Origin of the sequence: Rugamonas apoptosis, from assembly GCF_014042355.1 — a bacterium.
GTDB lineage: Bacteria > Pseudomonadota > Gammaproteobacteria > Burkholderiales > Burkholderiaceae_D > Rugamonas > Rugamonas apoptosis.
In genome coordinates this window covers 644,246-664,623 of the sequence record NZ_JACEZU010000001.1, presented here as the reverse complement: position 1 = coordinate 664,623, position 20,378 = coordinate 644,246, and the positions used below count along the sequence as shown (strand labels likewise).

Genomic DNA, 20,378 nt, shown 5'->3' with positions numbered 1-20,378 from the left:
AATCCTCAAATAATGTGCTGGCGGGGGGCAGGCCGGAGCCTGCCCTCGGTCGTAATGTGCTGGTTGGCTCAGGCGGCTTTAGGCTGCACGACGGACGCTTCGTTCGCCATGTCCTCGGCCATTTCGGCCAGCGCGCGCTTGTACTCGCTCGGGAACACCTTGACGAACTTGCTGCGGCCTTCGGCCCAGTTGTCGAGCAGGTAACGCGCGCGGGTGCTGCCCGTGTGCTTGAAGTGACGCTCGATCAGGCGCTTGAGGATCACTTCGTCCGCTTCCGGCTCGCCGTCGCGGTGCTGGCTGTGCCAGGTGGCGCGGTCGAGGTGCTGCTCGGCGGCCGTCAGCACGGATTCCAGGCTCACCATGGCCGTGTTGCACTTGCCGGCGAAGTCGCCGTCCGGGTCGTACACGTAGGCGATACCGCCCGACATGCCGGCCGCGAAGTTACGGCCCGTGGCGCCCAGCACCACCACCGTGCCGCCCGTCATGTATTCGCAACCATGGTCGCCCAGGCCTTCCACCACCGCCGTGGCGCCGGAGTTACGCACGGCGAAACGCTCGCCGGCCACGCCGTTGAAGAAGGCTTCGCCACTGATGGCGCCGTACAGCACGGTGTTGCCGATGATGATGTTATCGACCGCCCAGCCACGGAATTCCGTGTTCGGACGCACGATGATGCGGCCACCCGACAAGCCCTTGCCCACGTAGTCGTTGCCTTCGCCCACCAGGTCGATGGTGATGCCGTGCGCCAGGAAGGCGCAGGCCGACTGGCCAGCCGTACCTTGCAGCTGGATGTGGATGGTGTCGTCCGGCAGGCCGGCGTGGCCGTAGCGCTTGGCCACTTCGCCCGACAGCATGGTGCCGACCGTGCGGTTGACGTTGCGCACCGGCGAGATGAACGAGACGCGCTCGCCTTTCTCCAGCGCCGCCTTGGCTTGCGCGATCAGCTTGTGGTCCAGCGCCTTGTCCAGGCCGTGGTCCTGCTCTTCGGTGTGGAACACGGACTGGCCGTTCTGCACTTCCGGCTGGTAGAACACGGTGCTGAAGTCCAGCCCGCGCGCCTTCCAGTGGGCCACGGCTTTCGATTTGTCCAGCAGGTCGGCGCGGCCGATCAGCTCGTCGAAGGTGCGGATGCCCAGTTGCGCCATCAACTGGCGGGCTTCCTCGGCCACGAAGAAGAAGTAGTTGACCACGTACTCGGGCTTGCCGGAGAACTTGGCGCGCAGCTCGGGGTCTTGCGTGGCCACGCCCACCGGGCAGGTGTTCAGGTGGCACTTGCGCATCATGATGCAGCCTTCCACCACCAGCGGCGCGGTGGCGAAGCCGATCTCGTCGGCGCCCAGCATGGCGGCGATCACGACGTCGCGACCGGTCCGCATCTGGCCGTCGGCCTGGACCCGGATGCGGCTGCGCAGGCCGTTCAGGACCAGGGTCTGCTGCGTTTCCGCCAGGCCCAGTTCCCATGGCGTGCCGGCGTGCTTGACCGACGACAGCGGCGAAGCGCCCGTGCCGCCGTCATGGCCAGCCACCACCACGTGGTCGGCCTTGGCCTTGGTGACGCCGGCGGCCACGGTGCCGATCCCCACTTCCGACACCAGCTTGACCGAGATCGAAGCGCGCGGGTTGGCGTTCTTCAAGTCGTGGATCAGTTGGGCCAGATCTTCGATCGAGTAGATATCGTGGTGCGGTGGCGGCGAGATCAGACCCACGCCCGGCACCGAGAAGCGCAGCTGGGCGATGTATTCCGACACCTTGTGGCCTGGCAGCTGGCCGCCTTCGCCCGGCTTGGCGCCTTGCGCCATCTTGATCTGGATCTGGTCGGCCGAGTTCAGGTACTCGGCGGTGACGCCGAAGCGGCCCGAGGCTACCTGCTTGATGCGCGAGCGCATCGAGTCGCCTTCCTGCAGCGGAATGTCGACCACCACGCGGTCCTTGCCGACCACGGAGGCCATGGTTTCGCCCTGCTTGATCTTGATGCCCTTCAGTTCCATCGTGTAGCGCGCTGGATCCTCGCCGCCTTCACCGGTGTTGGACTTGCCGCCGATGCGGTTCATGGCCACGGCCAGGGTGGCGTGCGCCTCGGTCGAGATCGAACCGAGCGACATGGCGCCGGTGGCGAAGCGCTTGACGATTTCCTTGGCCGGTTCCACTTCTTCCAGCGGAATCGCCTTTTTCGGGTCGAGCTTGAACTCGAACAGGCCGCGCAGGGTCAGGTGGCGCTTGCTCTGGTCGTTGATGATCTGCGCATATTCCTTGTAGCTGGAATAGTTGTTGGCGCGGGTCGAGTGTTGCAGCTTGGCGATCGCGTCCGGGGTCCACAGGTGGTCTTCGCCGCGCACGCGGAATGCGTATTCGCCGCCCGCGTCCAGGTGGTTGGCCAGCAGCGGATCGTCACCGAAGGCCAGGTGGTGCAGGCGCAGCGCCTCTTCCGCCACTTCGAACACACCGATGCCTTCCACGTTGGAGGCCGTGCCCTTGAAGTACTTGTCGACCAGCGACTTGTTGAGGCCGATGGCTTCGAAGATCTGGGCGCCGCAGTAGGACATGTAGGTCGAGATGCCCATCTTGGACATCACCTTCATCAAGCCCTTGCCGATGGCCTTGGTGTAGTTGTAGATCGCCGTTTCGCCCGACAGTTCGCCCGGCATGTCCTGCGCCAGTTCGATCAGCGTTTCCATCGCCAGGTAAGGGTGGACGGCTTCCGCGCCGTAGCCGGCCAGCAGCGCGAAGTGGTGCGTCTCGCGGGCCGAGCCGGTTTCCACCACCAGGCCGGTGGAGGCGCGCAGGCCCTTGCTCACCAGGTGCTGGTGGATGGTGGAGGTGGCCAGCAGGGCCGGGATGGCGACGCGGTCGGCGCAGATCGAACGGTCCGACACGATCAGGATGTTGTGGCCCGACTTGACGGCGTCCACGGCTTCCGCGCACAGCGACGCCAGGCAGGCTTCCACGCCATCCTTGCCCCAGGCCAGCGGGTAGCAGATGTTCAGTTCATACGACTTGAACTTGCCGCCCGTGTGGGCGCTGATGCCGCGCAGGCGGGCCATGTCGTTGAAGCCCAGGATGGGCTGCGCCACTTCGAGGCGCATCGGCGGGTTGACGTTGTTGGTGTCGAGCAGGTTCGGTTTCGGGCCGATGAAGGACACCAGCGACATCACCATCGCTTCGCGGATCGGGTCGATCGGCGGGTTGGTCACTTGCGCGAACAGCTGCTTGAAGTAGTTGTACAGCGGCTTGAGCTTGTTGGACATGACGGCCAGCGGCGAGTCATTGCCCATGGAGCCCGTGGCTTCCTCGCCGGCCACGGCCATTGGCGCCATCAGGAACTTCAGGTCTTCCTGGGTGTAGCCGAACGCTTGCTGGCGGTCCAGCAGGGAAGGCATGGGCTTCTCGCCCGGCGCGGTGGCGTACTTGGCGCGGTTGTGGGCCAGCTGGCTTTCGCTCAGCTTGATCTCGTCGAGCTTGATGCGCACGGCGTTGATCCACGCCTTGTAGGGCTTGGCGTTGGCGTAGGTGTCCTTCAATTCCTTGTCGCCGATGATGCGGCCCGCTTCCAGGTCGATCAGGAACATCTTGCCTGGCTGCAGACGCCATTTCTGGATGATCTTCGATTCGGGAATCGGCAGCACGCCCGATTCCGACGCCATCACCACCAGGTCGTCATCGGTGACGATGTAGCGGGCCGGGCGCAGGCCATTGCGGTCCAGCGTGCCGCCGATGTAGCGGCCGTCGGTGAAGGCCATGGCGGCCGGGCCGTCCCATGGTTCCATCATGGCGGCGTGGTATTCGTAGAAGGCGCGGCGGTTGTCATCCATCAGGCCGTGGTTTTCCCACGCTTCCGGAATCATCATCATCATGGCCTGGGCGATCGGGTAGCCCGCCATCAGCAGCAGTTCCAGCGCGTTGTCGAAGCAAGCCGTGTCGGACTGGCCTTCATAGATCAGCGGGAACAGCTTTTGCAGGTCCTCGCCCAGCACGGCCGACTTCATCACGCCTTCGCGGGCGCGCATCCAGTTGAAGTTGCCTTTGACGGTGTTGATCTCGCCGTTGTGGGCGATCAGGCGGTACGGGTGGGCCAGCGGCCACTCGGGGAAGGTGTTGGTGGAGAAGCGCTGGTGCACCAGGGCCAGGGCCGACACGCAGCGTGCGTCCTGCAGGTCGCGGTAGTACACGCCGACCTGGTCGGCCAGCAGCAGGCCCTTGTAGACGATGGTACGGGCCGACATCGAGGCCACGAAGAATTCCTTGCCGTGGATCAGCTTCAGTGCCTGGATCGCGTGGCCCGACGATTTGCGGATCACGTACAGTTTGCGTTCCAGCGCGTCCGTCACCATGATGTCGGCGCCGCGGCCGATGAAGATCTGGCGGATCACGGGTTCTTTGGCGCGCACGGTGGGCGACATCGGCATGTCGCAGTCGACCGGCACATTGCGCCAGCCCAGCACGACCTGGCCTTCGGCGCGCACGGCGCGTTCGATTTCCTGTTCGCAAGCGATGCGCGACGCGTTTTCCTTGGGCAGGAATACCATGCCGACGCCGTATTCGCCTGGCGGCGGCAGTTCGATGCCTTGCTTGGCCATCTCGTCGCGGTAGTACTGGTCAGGAATCTGGATCAGGATACCGGCGCCATCGCCCATCAGCGCGTCGGCGCCCACGGCGCCCCGGTGATCGAGGTTCTTCAGGATCAGCAGACCCTGCTCAATGATCGAATGGCTCTTGTTGCCCTTGATGTGGGCGACGAAACCGACGCCGCAGGCATCGTGTTCATTGGACGGATCGTACAGACCTTGGGCTTTCATTGGGGGTTCTCCGCTGCAATTTGGACTATCGAAGCCCTAGAGTAGTGCAATGCAGCAGAAACTTCAACAATAACAATTAGGGTCGGAGTCGAATTAAATTTTTAAATGATGCCGCAAAATTTAATTAGGGACAGAGTGAGTGCAGGATAAAAGAAATGCGGCTGGGCGCCGTTTCCGGCGCGCCGCCGTGTGTGGTTCAACAATATCGATTGACATATCCAATATGCTGGACGAAAATTCCAACATGAAAGATCCTGCTTACCCACCGCCGCCACCAGACATCAACCAGCGCATCGCGGATCGCCTGCGCGCCTTGCGTGGCGAGCGCGGCCTGTCGCTCGATGTGCTGGCAAAGAAGAGCGACGTCAGCCGCTCGATGATTTCGCTGATCGAACGCGGCGAAACCAGCCCCACCGCCGTCGTGCTGGACAAACTGGCATGCGGCCTGGGCGTCACGCTGGCCTCCCTGTTCGAAGCGCCGCGCCCCGACGCCAGCCCGCTCGTGCGGCAAGCCGAGCAGTTGCAATGGACCGATCCGCAGTCCGGCTACACGCGGCGCAATATTTCGCCGCCCCATTTCCGTTCGCCGCTGCAGATCGTCCAGATCGATTTCCCGGCGGGCGCCACCGTGACCTACGAGGCGGGACGGCGCGAGGTCGGCATCCAGCAGCAGGTGTGGATGCTGGCGGGCTGCATGGAAGTCATTGTCGATGGCAACGAGCACCGCTTGCTGGCGGGCGACTGTTTGGCGATGCGGGAGAACCAGCACATCGTTTATCGGAATACCAGCGCGCTGGCGGCGCGCTACGCCGTGGTGGTCAACACCGGTTTTCTCACTTCCTGAAGGGACAACATGCGTATTTCCTTTGAATCCCCCGACCAGGCCGATGCCATCGCCCTGGTCGCCGAGCTGGATGCCTACCAGGACGCGCTGTATCCGCCCGAAAGCCGGCATGCGCTGGACCTGACAGCGGTCACGGAACAGGGCCTGCTGTTCGTCATGGCCCGGGACGAAGCAGGGCAAGCCGTGGGTTGCGGGGCCGTGGTGCTGGGCGCGGAATATGGCGAGCTCAAGCGCATCTACGTACGCCCCCAGCAACGCGGCTCAGGGCTGGCGAAAAAGATCGTGCGGACCCTGGAGGATGCGGCCATCGCGTCCGCATGCACGGTACTGAAACTGGAAAGCGGCCCCTATCAGCCGCAAGCGCTGGGCTTGTACGCTCGCTGCGGCTACGAACGCTGCGCTCGCTTCGGCACCTACGCGGATGATCCCTTAAGCGTATTCATGCAGAAGAATCTCGCGTTCAGTTGACCGGCTCGGACGGCTCCGCCACGCCGTTCTCTGCCGGCGCCGGCTTCTTGAACGGCCGCCCCCGCTTGGCGGGCAAGACCTGGCGCTTCATCTTGTGCTCCAGCTCGCGCTTGTACTGGTCCGAACCCAGCGGCCAGCCCTTGAGCACGGCCCGGTCGATGGTGTCGATCTGCTCCGCCGTGAGTGCCGTCTCGCCCAGCGCGATATAGGCCGCTTCGCGCTGGAATGGTGTGTTGCCCAACTCCCAATATTGCGGATGATCCGTGATCAGCGCGTCCACCAGCTGGCCCGCGTGGTGGGCGTAGCTGGACCAGGGATAGTCGGCGGCGGCCGCCGCCAGCCCGGCCCGCACCGGGTTGAACTCGATGTAGCGGCTGCATTGCATGAAGAAATGGTCGGCGTCCACCACGGAGGTCTTGTAACGGCCATTCCATAGCGTGCCGCTGCGGCCGTATTTCTGGTTGAAGTAGGGCACGTAGTAACGGCCTATCCATTGCATCATCTGGCCCAGGCCCTCCGCGTCGGAGGGCGTGGCGAGCAGGTGCACGTGGTTGGGCATGAGCACGTAGGCGTGGATGGCGACCTGGTAGTTGCGGGCGGCCGTGCGCAGCCAGCCGAGGAAAGCCAGGTAATCGGCCGTGTCCTGGAACACGGGCTGGCCATTGTTGCCGCGCTGGATGACGTGGTGCGGCTGGTTGGGAATGATGAGGCGGGGCAGTCGGGCCATGCGGAAATCAGGGGAAAGTGAGGCCGGCGAGGGCGGGCTAAGCCCTTATCTTACCCGCCAGCCTCTACTCTGTCCCTGATTATTTTTTAAAATCGTAACATCGGCCCGACTCTGTCCCTATATTGTCAGAATTCTTCCCACTCAGGCGCCGCCGCCTGTTGTTTGCCGGGGCGGACCACCGGCAGCGCCGTGCGCGCCGGGGCGGCCGGCAGGGAACGGGGCGCCGTTTGCGCCCGGCTCGGGCCTTGGCCGGCGCCCGTCAGCTGGAACACGCTCACCACCTCGGCCAGGGCCGTGCTCTGGTCCTGCAGTGAGGCGGCGGCGGCCGCCGCTTCCTCCACCAGGGCCGCATTCTGCTGGGTCACCTGGTCCATCTGCGAGATGGCGCGGTTGATCTGTTCGATGCCCACGGTCTGTTCCGAGCTGGCGGCCGTGATATCGCCGATGATATCTGTCACGCGCCGCACGTTGATCACGATTTCCTTCATCGTGCTGCCGGCCTCGTCCACCAGACGGGCGCCAGCCTCGACCTTGTCGACGGAATCGCCGATCAGTTCCTTGATTTCCTTGGCGGCGGCGGCGCTGCGCTGGGCCAGGTTGCGCACTTCGGTGGCGACGACGGCGAAGCCGCGTCCCTGTTCGCCGGCCCGGGCCGCTTCCACGGCCGCGTTCAGGGCCAGGATATTGGTCTGGAACGCGATGCCGTCGATCACGGCGATGATGTCGACGATCTTGCGGGCCGACGCATTGATCATGCCCATGGTGTCCACCACTTCCTCCACCACGGTGCCGCCCTTGACGGCCACTTCCGAGGCCGACAGCGCCAGCGTGTGGGCCTGGCGCGAACTGTCGCCATTCTGCTTGACGGTGGCCGTCAGCTGCTCCATCGAGGACGCCGTCTGCTGCAGCGAGCTGGCCTGCTGCTCGGTGCGGGCCGACAGGTCCAGGTTGCCGCTGGCGATCTGGCTGGAGGCGGTGGCGATGGTTTCCGTGCCCTGGCGCACCTGGCCGACGATGTTGACCAGGCTGGCGTTCATCTCCTTCAGCGCTTGCAGCAACATGCCCGTCTCGTCGGCGCTACGCACGTCGATCCGGCTGTTGAGGTTGCCCGCCGCCACCGTCTGCGCCACTTGCACCGCCTTGTGCAGCGGCCGCGTGATGGACACGGCGATCAGGTAGGCGAACCAGCTGCCCAGCACCAGCCCGCCGGCCACCAGCGCCAGCAGGAAGCGCTGGCCGTCGCGGTATTGCTGCTGGACTTGGGCGGCCAGAGTGCGGCCCACGTCCGCCTCATAGCTGCCGATCTTCTCCACACTGGTCAGGTAGGCCGTGAACTGGCCTTCCAGTTTGCTGTCGACCAACTGGCGGGTCGCCTCCTGGTCGGTCTTCTTGAGCTTGAACACGATGTCGCGGGTGGCGGCGTAATCCTTGCGCACGGCCGTCACGGCGTCCAGCAGGACTTTTTCCTCCGGACTGACGAGCATGGGTTCCAATTGTTTCTGGATGGCGTTCACACGGGCCCGGGTAGCCGCCGCCTGTTGCGCCTCGGTGGGCGACTCGGCCTGGTCCGCATTGCGGGCGAAGGCGATCACGCGGATACCGGAAATGCTGATCAGGTTGTGCCATTCGGCCGTCAGGCGTTCCTTGAGCATGGCTTCGCTGACCATTTGCTCCGTCAGCCGCCCCACCTCTTGCAGGCGCCAGATACCGGCCGCCGCCATCGCCATCATCAACACCAGCATCAGGCCAAAACCGCCGCCCAGCCGTACCCCAATTTTTAAGTCGGAAATCTTCATCGTGAACTCTCCCCAGTCATGGACAATGCGCCCACCCGCTGTCGGTAGATACGATCAGATGGTGCGTGGAAAGTTCATACTACGTGATGGATAGCAGGAGAAAACTCACATATTCCCACAAGCAATAAAAATACCTGCGGTATTGTTGAGTAAAAGTCAAGAAATGTTAAAGCTGGCCGACAGGCTGTAGCCTTCGCCATAGGCGCTGCGCAGGGGCAGATCCTGGCCCAGGCCGGTGCGCGCCTTTTTGCGCAAACGATACACCAGCATATCCACGCGGCGGCCGGCGTCGGGATCGTCGCCGCCGATCCCGGCCACGATCACCTGGCGCGGCACGGGCCGGGTGTTAATGGTGAGCAGGTGCAGGAAATTGCATTCCTTTTCCGTCAGCGTGATGGCCAGCCCTTGCAGCTCCAGCTGGCGGGCCGAAACCCGCAGCGTCCACTTGCTGGGCACAGGCACGGGATCCTGGGGACCCACGCGCCGGTCCAGCGCCTCGATGTGGGCGGCCAGTTCGGGGAATTTGATGGGTTTGGTCAGATAATGGTCGGCGCCCAGGCGCAGGCCCAGGATGCGGTTGTCGAACGCCACCCGCCCCGTCAGCACCAGCAGCCCGATCTGCGGATACAGCTGGCGCATGCGGGGAATCACATTGAAGCCATCCTCATCGGGCAAGCCCAGGTCCAGCACCACCACCCCCACCTTGCCCTGGCTGAGGGCGGACCACATCTCGCTGGCGTTGTTGGTGATATGCACCTCGTGTTCAAGCTCAGTCAAAAACTCTGCCATCTCTTCGGCATAGTCCAGATTGTCTTCCACGATGAGTATTTGCGTCATTGATGCGCCATTTGGTCCGATGTGTGAGCAATCGTGCTCAATTCTGCCCCGTGGCAGAGTGAACTTGCGTCGGGGAATTATCACTGCTGCCTAGTGCTTGTGCAAGGCTTTTCCCGGCGGCGGCGGCGGCCGGCAACCAAATCCGACATTCCACGCCGCTTTCAGGAAGATTCTTCACGTCCAGCGTGCCGCCGTGGACATCGACCACGGCCCGCGCCATGTACAGGCCCAAACCGGAGCCGGCGATGCCGGCCGCGTTCGCGCCACGGTAGCCCTTGTCGCATACGCGCCCCAGGTCGGCGGCCGGGATGCCCTCGCCATGGTCGCGCACCAACAATTCGATGCCGCCTTCCATTGCCTTTTTACCTATCAATTCTATCGCGGTATCGGGTTTTGTGTACTTAATTGCATTATCGATTAAGACTTCTATTGCCAGACGCAGCCCATCGGGCTCGCACCGTATCCACTGCGGCAAGCCGGTGCAGCGCACGGCGATGGCCGCGCGCCGGGCGCGGGCCTGGCTGGCGGCCGTTTCCAGCAGGGCCTGGGGCGAGAGCTCATTGGGCTGGCGGGCGCGGCCGATGCTGGCCAGCCGCTCCGGCGACAGGTAGTCGTCCACCATGGCCAGCAGGCGGTCGACGGCGCTCTGGATCTTGCTGTAGCGCTTGCGGGTGGCTTCATCGTGGTGGGCGCCCGTCATTTCCAGGCGCTGGATGGCGCCGTCGATGGTGGCCAGCGGGCTGCGGAATTCATGCGACACCATGGACGCGAATTTCTTGTGCTGTTCGGCCAGCGCGCGCTGTCCGCTCAGGTCGCGCACCACGCCCACCAGGGTGGCGGGGCGGCCATCGTCGCCCAGCACCACGGTCGATTCGATCTCGACCGGCACCAGGTGGCCATCCGCGTGCGGTTGCTCGGACTGGCGCACCACACGCATGCGGCTCAGGTCGCCCGCCGCCAGCCGGGCCAGCCGGGCCGGCAACTGGGCCAGCAGGGCGGCCGCCAGCGGCTGCGCCGTGTCGAGCCGGTAGCCGAACTGGCGTTCGGCCGCCGGGCTCAAATACGTCAGCCGGCCGCTGGCGCAGTCAGCCATCCAGCTCACTTCACTACTGTGTTCAAGCAGCAGCCGGTAGCGGGCCGCGTTGAGACGGGCCTCCCGCAGCGCTGTGTCGAGTTCCTGAACTGTTGGCATGAATGAAACTACATTTATAAAGCAACATGGGCGAGTATAGCCCCCTCGGCCTTAATCGACCAGCGGGGCGAAGATCTGCTGCAAGTCTTCCTGCGTCAACGCCATCTTCTGCGATTCCCCCTCGGCCAGGATGGATTGCGCCAGGTCCGATTTCTTCTGTTGCAAGACCTGGATCTTCTCCTCCAGCGTGCCTTTGGCGATCAGCTTGTAGACGAACACGGGCTTGTCCTGGCCGATGCGCCAGGCGCGGTCGGTGGCCTGGTTTTCCGCCGCCGGGTTCCACCACGGATCGTAATGGATCACCGTGTCGGCCGCCGTCAGGTTCAGGCCCACGCCGCCCGCCTTCAAGCTGATCAGGAAGATCGGCACGGCACCCTGCTGGAACGCGGCCACTTGCGCGCCGCGGTCCTTGGTGTCGCCGGTCAGCAAGGCGTACGGAATGTCGCGCGCCTCCAGTTCCTGCTCGATCAATTCCAGCATGGAGGTGAACTGGGAGAACACGAGGATCTTGCGGTCCTCCTCCAGCAAATCCTCCACCATCTGCATCAGGTCGGCCAGCTTGGCGGAACCGGCCGTCTGCTTCTTGGCCGGCAGCGATTTGACCAGGCGCGGATCGCAACATACCTGGCGCAGCTTGAGCAAGGCCTCCAGGATCACGATCTGGCTGCGGGCCACGCCCTTGCGGTCGATTTCGTCGCGCACTTTCTGGTCCATGGCCAGCCGCACCGTCTCGTACAGGTCGCGCTGGGCGCCCGTGAGTTCCACCTTGCGCACCATTTCCGTCTTGGGCGGCAATTCCTTGGCCACGCTGTCCTTGGTCCGGCGCAACAGGAAAGGCTTGATGCGGCGGTTCAGCAGGGTGCGCCGCAACGGATCGTCCTGGCGCTCGATGGGGTGGCGGAACTGGGTATTGAAGGTCTTCTCGTCGCCCAGCAGGCCCGGCAGCAGGAAGTGGAATTGCGACCACAGCTCGCCCAGGTGGTTTTCCAGCGGCGTGCCCGACAGGCACAGCCGGTGGCGCGCGCGCAACAGGCCGGCGCTCTGGGCCGCCTTGGAGCGGGTGTTCTTGATGTAGTGCGACTCGTCCAGGATGACCAGGTGGAAATCATGCTCGCGCAGTTTTTCCTCGTCGCGCGGCAGCAGGGCGTAGGTGGTCAGCACCAGGTCGGACTGGGCGATCTGGTCGAATTGGGCCATGCGATCCTTGCCTTGCAGCAGCAGCACGCGCAGGCTGGGGGCGAAACGGGCCGCCTCGTCCTGCCAGTTGCCCATCAGGCTGGTGGGGGCGATCACCAAGGTGGGGGCCGTCAGCCGGCCCGCCTCTTTTTCCACCAGGATGTGGGCCAGCGTTTGCACCGTCTTGCCCAGGCCCATGTCGTCGGCCAGGATGCCGGCGAAACCGTATTCGCGCAGGAACTGCATCCAGGCCAGACCGTCGGCCTGGTAGTCGCGCAGGGTCGCCTGCAGGCCGGCCGGGGTGGCCACCCGCTTGACGGCGCCGAACTGGTTCAGGCGCGCGCCCATCTGGCGCAATTCCTCGCCGCCCGTCCAGCGCAATGCCACGTTGCGCGACAGTTCGTCGAGGCGGGCCGCGTCCAGCGTGGCCATGCGCAGCGAAGTCTTGATTTTGTCGCTGAAATACAACTCACCGAGCGTATTGAGGATGGGTTGCACCCGGCCCCACGGCAAGGCCACCCGGTTGCCATCGGGCAAAGTGGCCAGCATCTGGTCGTGGGCCGCGTAGGCGGCCATGGTTTTCGGATTGAAATCGTGAGGCGCGTTGCGGATCAGCTGCACCAGCACCGGCAGCAGCGGCACCCGTTGCTGGTTGACGACGATGCCCAGTTCCAGCTCGAACCAGGCGTGGCCGCCGTCGGCGCTGTCCGGTGTCACGTCCGCATACCAGTCCTCCACGGCCGTCATGTCATAGCGATAACGGGGGCTCTTTTCCACTTTCCAGCCTTGCGCCAACAAGGTGGCCAGGCCGTCGCCGGCGAAACGGATCCAGTCGGCTTGGCCGGCCAGCAACTGGCCGCCTTTCACGCTGCTCAGCGGCTGGGCGCCCGGCTTGCGGAAGTCCATCGATTGCAACAGTTCCAGCGCGGCCGTCTCGGCCGCCATGTCGCGCTGGATGATTTCCGTCACGTCGCCGCGCTGGCGCACCACGCGCTGGGACGGGTCGAACGACACCCGCTCGCCATCGTAATCGTAGGACAGCACGGCGAAATCGTGCCAGCGCTGCACGCTGCCGTCGGCCAGCATGGCCGCGTCCAGCAGCAGCACGGGACGGGGACGCACGTCCTCGCGCACGCGCTGGGGCAAGGGCTGGGGCAGCGGCATCAGTTGCTGCAAGCCATGGGCCAGCAACAATTGCGATACACGCACCTTGTCGTTGGCTGTGAGCAACGGTGCCTGGGCCACCAGCGCCTGCAATTCAGCCAGCGGGATGGCGGCGCCGCCCTGGTTCAGTTGCAGCACGCCGCAGGACAGGTTGTCGATATACCACGGTGGATCGGTCGGCAACATGTAATCGATCTGGTCGGCGCCATGGTGGCGCGCGCCTTCGGGCGCCTCCACCTGCCAGCCCAGCCGCAGTCCCTTGCCTTCCTCGCGCCACACGAGGTTGGCCGGACGCAACGGTCCCGCCTTGAGCGGATATACCAGGCCATTGCCCACGTCGGCCCAGGAGTTGGCCCACAGCAATTTTTCCTGATCGGACAGCATTTGCAGCAGGGCCGCGCCGATCTTGCCGCGCGGCTCGGTGGCGCTGCCCGTCTGGGAGGCGGCGCCGCTGCGCATGGCCACGAAGAAACGGATCAAATCCTCATCGCCGGGGGCCAGGAAGCTGGGCGGGGCCGACAACAGGGAGAAAATCTCACTGACCGGGCTGGCGGCGGCCACGTCGCCGTTGGCGCGCAGGCGCGCCTTGTACAGGCACAGGGCCACATGGCGGCCGCCGCTGGTGGGCGCCATCACGTAGATCAAGCGGAACTGGGTCTGCTTGGGATCGGCGTCGACCGGGACGGCGGGCAGTTTGGCCTTGGGATGCGCGGCCGCATCCACCCGCTGCAGCCAGATGGCGACAGCGTACGACAATTGGTTCGCGGGCGGCGCGGGGCGTGCCGGTACGGCTGGGGCATCGGTGGCGTCGTCGCGGGTGATATCCATAGGGCGCATTGTTGGTCAAAGATGGTTCAAAAACGGCAACAGGCAATATTATCCGCGATACGGGGCTTCGTGTTTGCGTAATCTTCAGCAAGCTTCACGGCGCGTAGGGCGGCGCACAGTCCTTTTGGACTGTCAAGACTGGCGCAATCGCTCCGATTGCGTATCATTCCGGGCTTGACTGCTTAGGAACCACCCCTCATGTTGCCTTCCATCGAACAACGTCTTGCCCTGGAACTGGCCGCCAAGCCCGTCCAGGTCGCCGCCGCCATCGCCCTGCTGGACGAAGGCGCCACCGTGCCTTTCATCGCCCGCTACCGCAAGGAAGCCACCGGCGGGCTGGACGATACCCAGTTGCGCCTGCTGGAGGAACGGCTGCGCTACCTGCGCGAGCTGGAAGAGCGCCGCGCCGCCATCGTCGCCTCGATCACCGAGCAAAACAAGATGACGCCTGAGTTGTTAGATGCAGTCATGCACGCGGAAGACAAGACCCGGCTGGAAGACTTGTATCTGCCCTACAAGCAAAAACGCCGCACCAAGGCCCAGATCGCCATTGAAGCGGGCCTGGCGCCGCTGGCCGACGGCTTGCTGGCCAACCCGGAACTGACTCCTGAAATGGAAGCCAATAAGTTCCTGCGCGACGCTTTCACCACGGCCGACGGCAACAATCCCGGCGTACCCGACACCAAGGCCGCCCTCGACGGCGCGCGCCAGATCCTGATGGAACGCTTCGCCGAAGATGCCACGCTGCTGCAATCGCTGCGCGAGTACGTCCTCGATCATGGCGTAGTGGAATCGAAAGTCATTGAAGGAAAGCAAGAAGAAGGCGAAAAGTTCGCTGATTACTTCGATTATTCGGAAACCCTGGGCACCGTGCCGTCGCACCGCGCGCTGGCCCTGTTGCGCGGCCGCCGCGAAGGCATCCTGGACGTGACGCTGCGGCTGGACACGGAAGCGGAAAAACCGAAGTGGGACGCGCCCCACAACCCATGCGAAAGCCGCATCGCGGCCCGCTTCGGCATCAAGCAGGCCGGCCGGCCGGCCGACAAGTGGCTGGCCGACACGGCGCGCTGGACCTGGCGCGTGAAAAGCTTCATGCACCTGGAAACGGAACTGATGGGCGCACTGCGCGAACGCTCGGAACTGGACGCCATCAATATCTTCGCCACCAATCTGAAGGCGCTGCTGCTGGCCGCGCCAGCCGGCCAGCGCGCCACCATGGGCCTGGATCCGGGCCTGCGCACGGGTGTGAAAGTGGCCGTGGTGGACGCCACCGGCAAGGTGGTGGACACGGCCGTCATTTACCCGCACCAGCCCAAGAATGACTGGGAAGGCTCGCTGCACGTGCTGGGCAAGCTGGCCGCCAAGCATAACGTTTCCCTGATCTCGATCGGCAACGGCACCGCCTCGCGCGAAACGGACAAGCTGGCACAGGATCTGATCAAACGCCATCCGGACCAGAAACTGACCAAGATCGTCGTCTCCGAAGCGGGCGCCTCGGTGTACTCGGCTTCCGAATTCGCCTCGCGCGAGTTGCCGGACATGGACGTATCGCTGCGCGGCGCCGTCTCCATCGCCCGCCGTCTGCAAGACCCGCTGGCCGAACTGGTGAAGATCGATCCCAAATCGATCGGCGTGGGCCAGTACCAGCATGACGTGTCGCAAACCCAGCTGGCCCGTTCGCTGGACGCCGTGGTGGAGGATTGCGTGAACGCGGTCGGCGTCGACGTGAACACGGCCTCGGCGCCGCTGCTGGCGCGCGTGTCGGGCCTGTCGGCCTCGGTGGCCCAGTCCATCGTCACCTACCGCGACATGAAGGGCGCGTTCCCGTCGCGCGCGGCCCTGAAAGCCGTGCCGCGCCTGGGCGACAAGACGTTCGAACAGGCGGCCGGCTTCCTGCGCGTGATGGGCGGTGAAAACCCGCTGGACGCCTCGGCCGTGCACCCGGAATCGTATCCGCTGGTGGAAAAGATCCTGAGCGATATCAAAAAGGATATCCGCGCCGTGATCGGTGAAACGGCCGTGATCAAGACCCTGAGCCCGGCCAAGTATGCGGACGACAAGTTCGGCGTGCCCACCGTGACCGACATCCTGAAGGAACTGGAAAAACCGGGCCGCGACCCGCGGCCGGAATTCAGCACCGCCACCTTCAAGGAAGGGGTGGAGGAAATCCGCGACCTGCGTCCGGACATGATTCTGGAAGGCGTGGTGACCAACGTGGCCGCCTTCGGCGCCTTCGTCGACATCGGCGTGCACCAGGATGGACTGGTGCACATCTCGGCCCTGTCCAACAACTACGTCAAGGACCCGCACACGGTGGTCAAGGCGGGCCAGGTGGTGAAGGTGAAAGTGCTGGAAGTGGACGAAAAGCGCAAGCGCATCGCCCTCACCATGCGTCTGACGGACAGTGCGCCGCAAGCGGGCGCCAACCCGCAGCAGCGCGGCGACCGTAACGACCGCAAGAGCCTGGGGCAACACCAGAAGCAAACGGCCCGCTCGGAGCCGATTGGCGGCAGCATGGCGGCGGCGTTCGCGAAGTTGCGCGGCTAGGTCTCCGCCCCGGACCCGGGCCGGCGCCGGGGCGTGTATGCCCTCGTGCCGACGCCTCGCTCCCCCCGGACGCACCAGAAACAAGGACGCCACCTGCGGGTGGCGTTTTGATTGGTTCTACACGGATTGGCGGGAAGCTACTGCGCGGGCACAAGGGCCATACACCCCAGGGGCAGACCCTGATGCAGGCGCTGCCGTGGCCGGCCCCGCGCACCAGGGTCATTTCCTTCAATACAGGCGCGCCCTCGCCGCGTATCTTCCGCTCCGGTAGCGTTCATTCACCGGAGACCCGTCACTATGAGCATTCTTATTTCCATGGCCGCCTTCGCGCTGGCATCCTCTATTTCCCCCGGCCCCGTCAACATCGTCGCGCTCAGCAGCGGCGCGCAGCACGGCCTGCGGGCCAGCATGCGCCACGTGACCGGCGCCACCGTCGGTTTTACGTTGCTGTTGCTGTTGACCGGCGTGGGCTTGCAAGCCTTGTTGGCGCGCGTGCCCGCCCTGACACAGGCGACGCAGCTGGGCGGCGCCGCCTTCCTGCTGTTGATGGCATGGAAACTGGCCCGCGATGACGGCAAGCTCACGCTCGGCGGCGACGGCAAAGGCCCGTCACTGGTGGTGGGCGCGGCCATGCAGTGGCTCAATCCGAAAGCCTGGGTGGCGGCCGTGGCCGGCGTCAGCGCGTTCGCTGCGAACGGCGACGCGGCACTGGTCTGGCGATTCGCCGCCCTCTATTGCGCGGTCTGCTACGTGTCAATCGCTTGCTGGGCTTATGCCGGCACGTTCCTGCGCCGCCGTTTGCACGATCCGGCCGGCATGCGGCGGTTCAATCGCGCCATGGCGCTACTGCTGGCGGCCAGCGCCATTTACCTGCTGTTCAGCGGCGATATTGGCCCGGCGTCGCGGCCAGGAAGTGTTTGAAGATGCGCTGAAAATGGGCCTGGTCGGAAAATCCCGTTGCCAGCGCCACGTCGGCGATCGCGCCGCCACCTTTGAGCAAGCCACGGGCGCGCTGTACCCGGCGGTTCAACAGGTAGGTGTGCGGCGTCATCCCGTAATGCTTCCTGAATGCGCGGATCAGGTACGACGGCGACAGGTCGGCCGCGGCGCAGATGTCTTCCAGCTTGAGCGCCGCGCTGCAGTTGTCGCTGATGTAATCGGCCGCCCGCGCGAGCTTGTGGTTGGCATCGCGTGCCATTGGCGTGGCGGGGTCGAAACTGGACTGCATTTGCTCGAAAAACGCCACCGACGCGCACTGCCGCAACAAGGGATCGGCCGCATCGTCCGTCAACACGTCAAAAAACCGGTTGAAGTCCGCGTACAGCGCCGGCGCCGTGCTCATGGTGGCGGCAAGGGGATGAAAATCCTGGTTGGCGCTGAAACCCCATTCATGCTGCAGCCGGCCCAGCCAGGTGGGCTCGACGTACAGCATCCGGTACGACCAGGGCTCATCGCTGATCGGGTTGCAGCCATGGACGTCGCCGGGGTTCATCACCACCACGCTGCCGGGGCCGGCATGCTGCCGCGTGGCCTGGTTGATATAGTCGGTCCGTCCGTAACGGATCACGCCGATCGAAAATGTCTCGTGGGAATGCTTGGCGTAGCGTACCTTGCGCCCATCGACGATCGCCCGCGCCTCGACGAACGGCAGGCTGGCATCGCGCCAGAATTGGTGACCGGAGTGGGCAGGAGGAGGCGACATGCGCATAGGATACCTGCAACTTACATGCCGCGTCAGATCTTCACGCGCCACCTGACCAGCCTTTTTCGGAAACCTCTTTCATTTCTTCGAGGGCCGCCACTTTTTTGTCTTACCAGCGAGCAAACCAATAAAGCCACTGATGGTTGCCTCTGGGCGGGCCGCAATGGTCCGTGCCATCAACATCAAGATGCTTGGCGCTGACCCGTTCCCGCCCCGCCGACCCCGGTTTCTGCCAAAACCATGATCTCCGGGCGCTGCCCCGCCATACCCGCCCGGCCGTTTTCTTATAAAATACAGGCATCTTTAATTTATTTCCCCTGAGGCAGCTATGAGCGACGTACAAACCTGGATCAAAGAGACCGTGACCAACACCCCTGTGGTGCTGTTCATGAAGGGCACGGCCCAGTTCCCACAGTGCGGCTTTTCCGGCCGCGCCATCCAGATCCTGAAAGCGTGCGGCGTGGAAAACATCGCCACCGTGAACGTGCTGGACGATGCGGAAGTGCGCCAAGGCATCAAGGAATACTCGAACTGGCCCACCATTCCCCAGCTCTACATCAAGGGCGAATTCATCGGCGGTTCCGACATCATGAACGAAATGTATGAGTCGGGCGAACTGAAAGCCCTGCTGGATGCCTGATCGGCCGCAGCGGCTCGTCATCGCCATCACGGGCGCCACCGGCGCCGTGTATGGGGTGCGGCTGCTGCAACATCTGCGGGCCATGCCCGGCGTGGAGACGCATGTGATCGTCTCCGACGCCGCCGTGCTGACCCTGCAGCAGGAAACCGGCATGACGCGGCGCGCCGTCGAGGCGCTGGCCAACGTGGCGCACAAGACGCGCGACGTGGGCGCGTCCATCGCCAGCGGTTCCTTCCAGTCGGATGGCATGGTGATCGCACCATGCTCGATGAAGACCCTGGCCGCCGTGGCCCATGGCCTGTCTGACAACTTGATCGCGCGCGCGGCCGATGTGGTGCTCAAGGAGCGCCGCCGTCTGGTATTGATGGTGCGCGAGACGCCCTTCAACCTGGCCCACCTGCGCAATATGACGGCCGTGACGGAAATGGGCGGCATCATTTTCCCGCCCCTGCCCAGCTTTTACCACCAGCCCAAGAGCATAGACGAGATGGTCGACCATACCGTGGCCCGCGTCATCGACCTGTTCGGCATCGAACACACGCTGGCGCCCCGCTGGCACGGCATGAAGCCGGCGACGGACGCCTGAGCGGCCAACACCTGCCTTTTAAGACTGATGGGATGGCGGCACCGCCCCCGCGCCGTCCGCATGGCGGCGGCGACAGCACTGCTGGCACCACTGGCCGGGCCCTGATGGCCCCGGCACGACACCCTAACGTTTCTCGAACTGGGCGCCGCAGGCCTGCTTCAATTCCCGGGCTTCCTCCACCATACGGCGCTGGGCAATGCGCTTACGCATCACTTCCGCATGCTGGGCCGCTGTCATGGGCGGCGCGGTCATCAGGTCTTTCAGTTGTGCGACGTTGCTGTAATTGCTTTTGATAAGGCGGCTCAAATGCTCGACTCCGTAATGAAGACTGCTCGACGCGAAAACACCCCCAATTATGAGCCACTATTGGCAACTGCGCAGTAAGAAGCGAGTCATTGCCAAAAAATAAAATGGTTCATCGGGCATTGTGCGCTTCGCACGTGTCGCGCGCATGACACAGCGCGAACATGCCCGGCCCGCGTCGGGCGGGCAAGCCGGCGGCGCGGAGTTTTGCTACAGAGCAAAAAACCGAACAAAAATCGAAGGGGATTGAAGAGAGCTTAAATTTAATGCGGAATCGACGGCCTGCCCGGCCGTGATTTTTGTTCAGGACAAGCAATGGCGATTTGTTACTTTTGGTAGTTTACGCGCACCAGCATACGGATAAATTCACGCGCGATCTGGCGGTGATGTTCGTCCAGCCGCTGCAAATCAGCGATCAGCTTGACGTCGGCCGACTCAAAGCGCGACAGCCCGTTGCCGCCCTCGCCGGCGGGTGCGCCCGCCTCCGGTCCGCCAAAGCGCAGCCATTCCGCCGGCACGCCCAGCCACTGCGCGATCATGCGCAGCTTTTCCTGGGTGGGAATGGCTTCGCCTACCAGCCACTTGCGCGCCGCGTGGACCGTGATCGGACGGCCATCGAAGCGAATGTTAAATTCCCGGGCCAGACGCGTGGGGCTGTCGGGAGAGTAGTGAGCATTTTTGAGCGCCTGTTGCAGGCGCTGACTAAAGCTTTCGCGTTCATTGGAAGAATTCATAATTGCACTATTTCACGTTGCCGCATGAAAGTCAGTCTCTA

Annotated in this window: 15 protein-coding genes; 6 read left to right on the top strand and 9 right to left on the bottom strand. The window is 64.1% G+C overall.

What is annotated here, in order from left to right; genetic code table 11:
* Positions 1 to 68 precede the first annotated feature (68 nt).
* Positions 69 to 4,793, bottom strand: a complete 4,725-nt coding sequence (locus H3H39_RS02965) for a glutamate synthase-related protein (protein ID WP_182151746.1) — start codon at positions 4,791 to 4,793, stop codon at positions 69 to 71.
* A 244-nt stretch (positions 4,794 to 5,037) separates the two neighbouring features.
* On the opposite strand from H3H39_RS02965, the gene H3H39_RS02960 reads away from it, so the two are divergent.
* Together H3H39_RS02960 and H3H39_RS02955 are read left to right on the top strand one after the other, a co-directional pair.
* A complete protein-coding gene (locus H3H39_RS02960) occupies positions 5,038 to 5,637 on the top strand; it encodes a helix-turn-helix domain-containing protein (RefSeq protein ID WP_229217832.1) in 600 nt (199 codons plus the stop codon).
* Positions 5,638 to 5,646: 9 nt separating this feature from the next.
* The gene (locus H3H39_RS02955; protein ID WP_182151744.1) at positions 5,647 to 6,105 is read left to right on the top strand and encodes a GNAT family N-acetyltransferase; all 459 of its coding nucleotides are present in this window, start codon (positions 5,647 to 5,649) and stop codon (positions 6,103 to 6,105) included.
* On the opposite strand, the gene H3H39_RS02950 is transcribed toward H3H39_RS02955, so the two are convergent.
* The 5 genes from H3H39_RS02950 to H3H39_RS02930 form a co-directional block, all read right to left on the bottom strand.
* Positions 6,098 to 6,832 carry a transposase gene (locus tag H3H39_RS02950; protein WP_182151743.1) on the bottom strand — a complete coding sequence of 245 codons (735 nt, stop codon included), beginning with the start codon at positions 6,830 to 6,832 and terminating at the stop codon, positions 6,098 to 6,100. The two genes, H3H39_RS02955 and H3H39_RS02950, sit on opposite strands and share 8 nt — an antisense overlap.
* Before the next feature lie 125 nt (positions 6,833 to 6,957).
* A complete protein-coding gene (locus tag H3H39_RS02945) occupies positions 6,958 to 8,628 on the bottom strand; it encodes a methyl-accepting chemotaxis protein (protein WP_182151742.1) in 1,671 nt (556 codons plus the stop codon).
* A gap of 156 nt (positions 8,629 to 8,784) precedes the next feature.
* Positions 8,785 to 9,465: a response regulator transcription factor gene (locus H3H39_RS02940; RefSeq protein ID WP_182151741.1), complete on the bottom strand. Its 681-nt coding sequence runs from the start codon at positions 9,463 to 9,465 to the stop codon at positions 8,785 to 8,787.
* Between the two features lie 37 nt (positions 9,466 to 9,502).
* Positions 9,503 to 10,657 (bottom strand): PAS domain-containing sensor histidine kinase, encoded by a 1,155-nt coding sequence (locus H3H39_RS02935; protein ID WP_182151740.1) that lies wholly within the window; start codon positions 10,655 to 10,657, stop codon positions 9,503 to 9,505.
* Between the two features lie 51 nt (positions 10,658 to 10,708).
* The gene (locus H3H39_RS02930; RefSeq protein ID WP_182151739.1) at positions 10,709 to 13,825 is read right to left on the bottom strand and encodes a DEAD/DEAH box helicase; all 3,117 of its coding nucleotides are present in this window, start codon (positions 13,823 to 13,825) and stop codon (positions 10,709 to 10,711) included.
* A 198-nt stretch (positions 13,826 to 14,023) separates the two neighbouring features.
* Between H3H39_RS02930 and H3H39_RS02925 the strand changes: the two genes are divergently transcribed.
* Both H3H39_RS02925 and H3H39_RS02920 read left to right on the top strand, forming a co-directional pair.
* A complete protein-coding gene (locus tag H3H39_RS02925) occupies positions 14,024 to 16,372 on the top strand; it encodes a Tex family protein (RefSeq protein ID WP_182151738.1) in 2,349 nt (782 codons plus the stop codon).
* A 297-nt stretch (positions 16,373 to 16,669) separates the two neighbouring features.
* Positions 16,670 to 17,293: a LysE family translocator gene (locus H3H39_RS02920; protein WP_182151737.1), complete on the top strand. Its 624-nt coding sequence runs from the start codon at positions 16,670 to 16,672 to the stop codon at positions 17,291 to 17,293.
* Here the strand turns inward: H3H39_RS02920 and H3H39_RS02915 are convergent.
* Positions 17,250 to 18,074: an AraC family transcriptional regulator gene (locus H3H39_RS02915; protein ID WP_220461401.1), complete on the bottom strand. Its 825-nt coding sequence runs from the start codon at positions 18,072 to 18,074 to the stop codon at positions 17,250 to 17,252. The genes H3H39_RS02920 and H3H39_RS02915 overlap by 44 nt on opposite strands.
* A gap of 328 nt (positions 18,075 to 18,402) precedes the next feature.
* Here H3H39_RS02915 and grxD point away from each other — a divergent pair, with 328 nt between their 5' ends.
* Together grxD and H3H39_RS02905 are read left to right on the top strand one after the other, a co-directional pair.
* Positions 18,403 to 18,714 (top strand): Grx4 family monothiol glutaredoxin, encoded by a 312-nt coding sequence (grxD, locus tag H3H39_RS02910; RefSeq protein WP_182151735.1) that lies wholly within the window; start codon positions 18,403 to 18,405, stop codon positions 18,712 to 18,714.
* A complete protein-coding gene (locus tag H3H39_RS02905) occupies positions 18,707 to 19,300 on the top strand; it encodes a UbiX family flavin prenyltransferase (RefSeq protein WP_182151734.1) in 594 nt (197 codons plus the stop codon). Before grxD ends, H3H39_RS02905 begins: the two co-directional genes overlap by 8 nt.
* Before the next feature lie 123 nt (positions 19,301 to 19,423).
* Here H3H39_RS02905 and H3H39_RS02900 read toward each other — a convergent pair whose 3' ends face one another.
* Both H3H39_RS02900 and H3H39_RS02895 read right to left on the bottom strand, forming a co-directional pair.
* A complete protein-coding gene (locus tag H3H39_RS02900) occupies positions 19,424 to 19,606 on the bottom strand; it encodes a hypothetical protein (RefSeq protein ID WP_182151974.1) in 183 nt (60 codons plus the stop codon).
* 323 nt (positions 19,607 to 19,929) lie between these two features.
* On the bottom strand, positions 19,930 to 20,337 hold the full coding sequence (locus tag H3H39_RS02895; protein ID WP_182151733.1) for a hypothetical protein: 408 nt from the start codon (positions 20,335 to 20,337) through the stop codon (positions 19,930 to 19,932).
* Between the last annotated feature and the right edge of the window lie 41 nt (positions 20,338 to 20,378).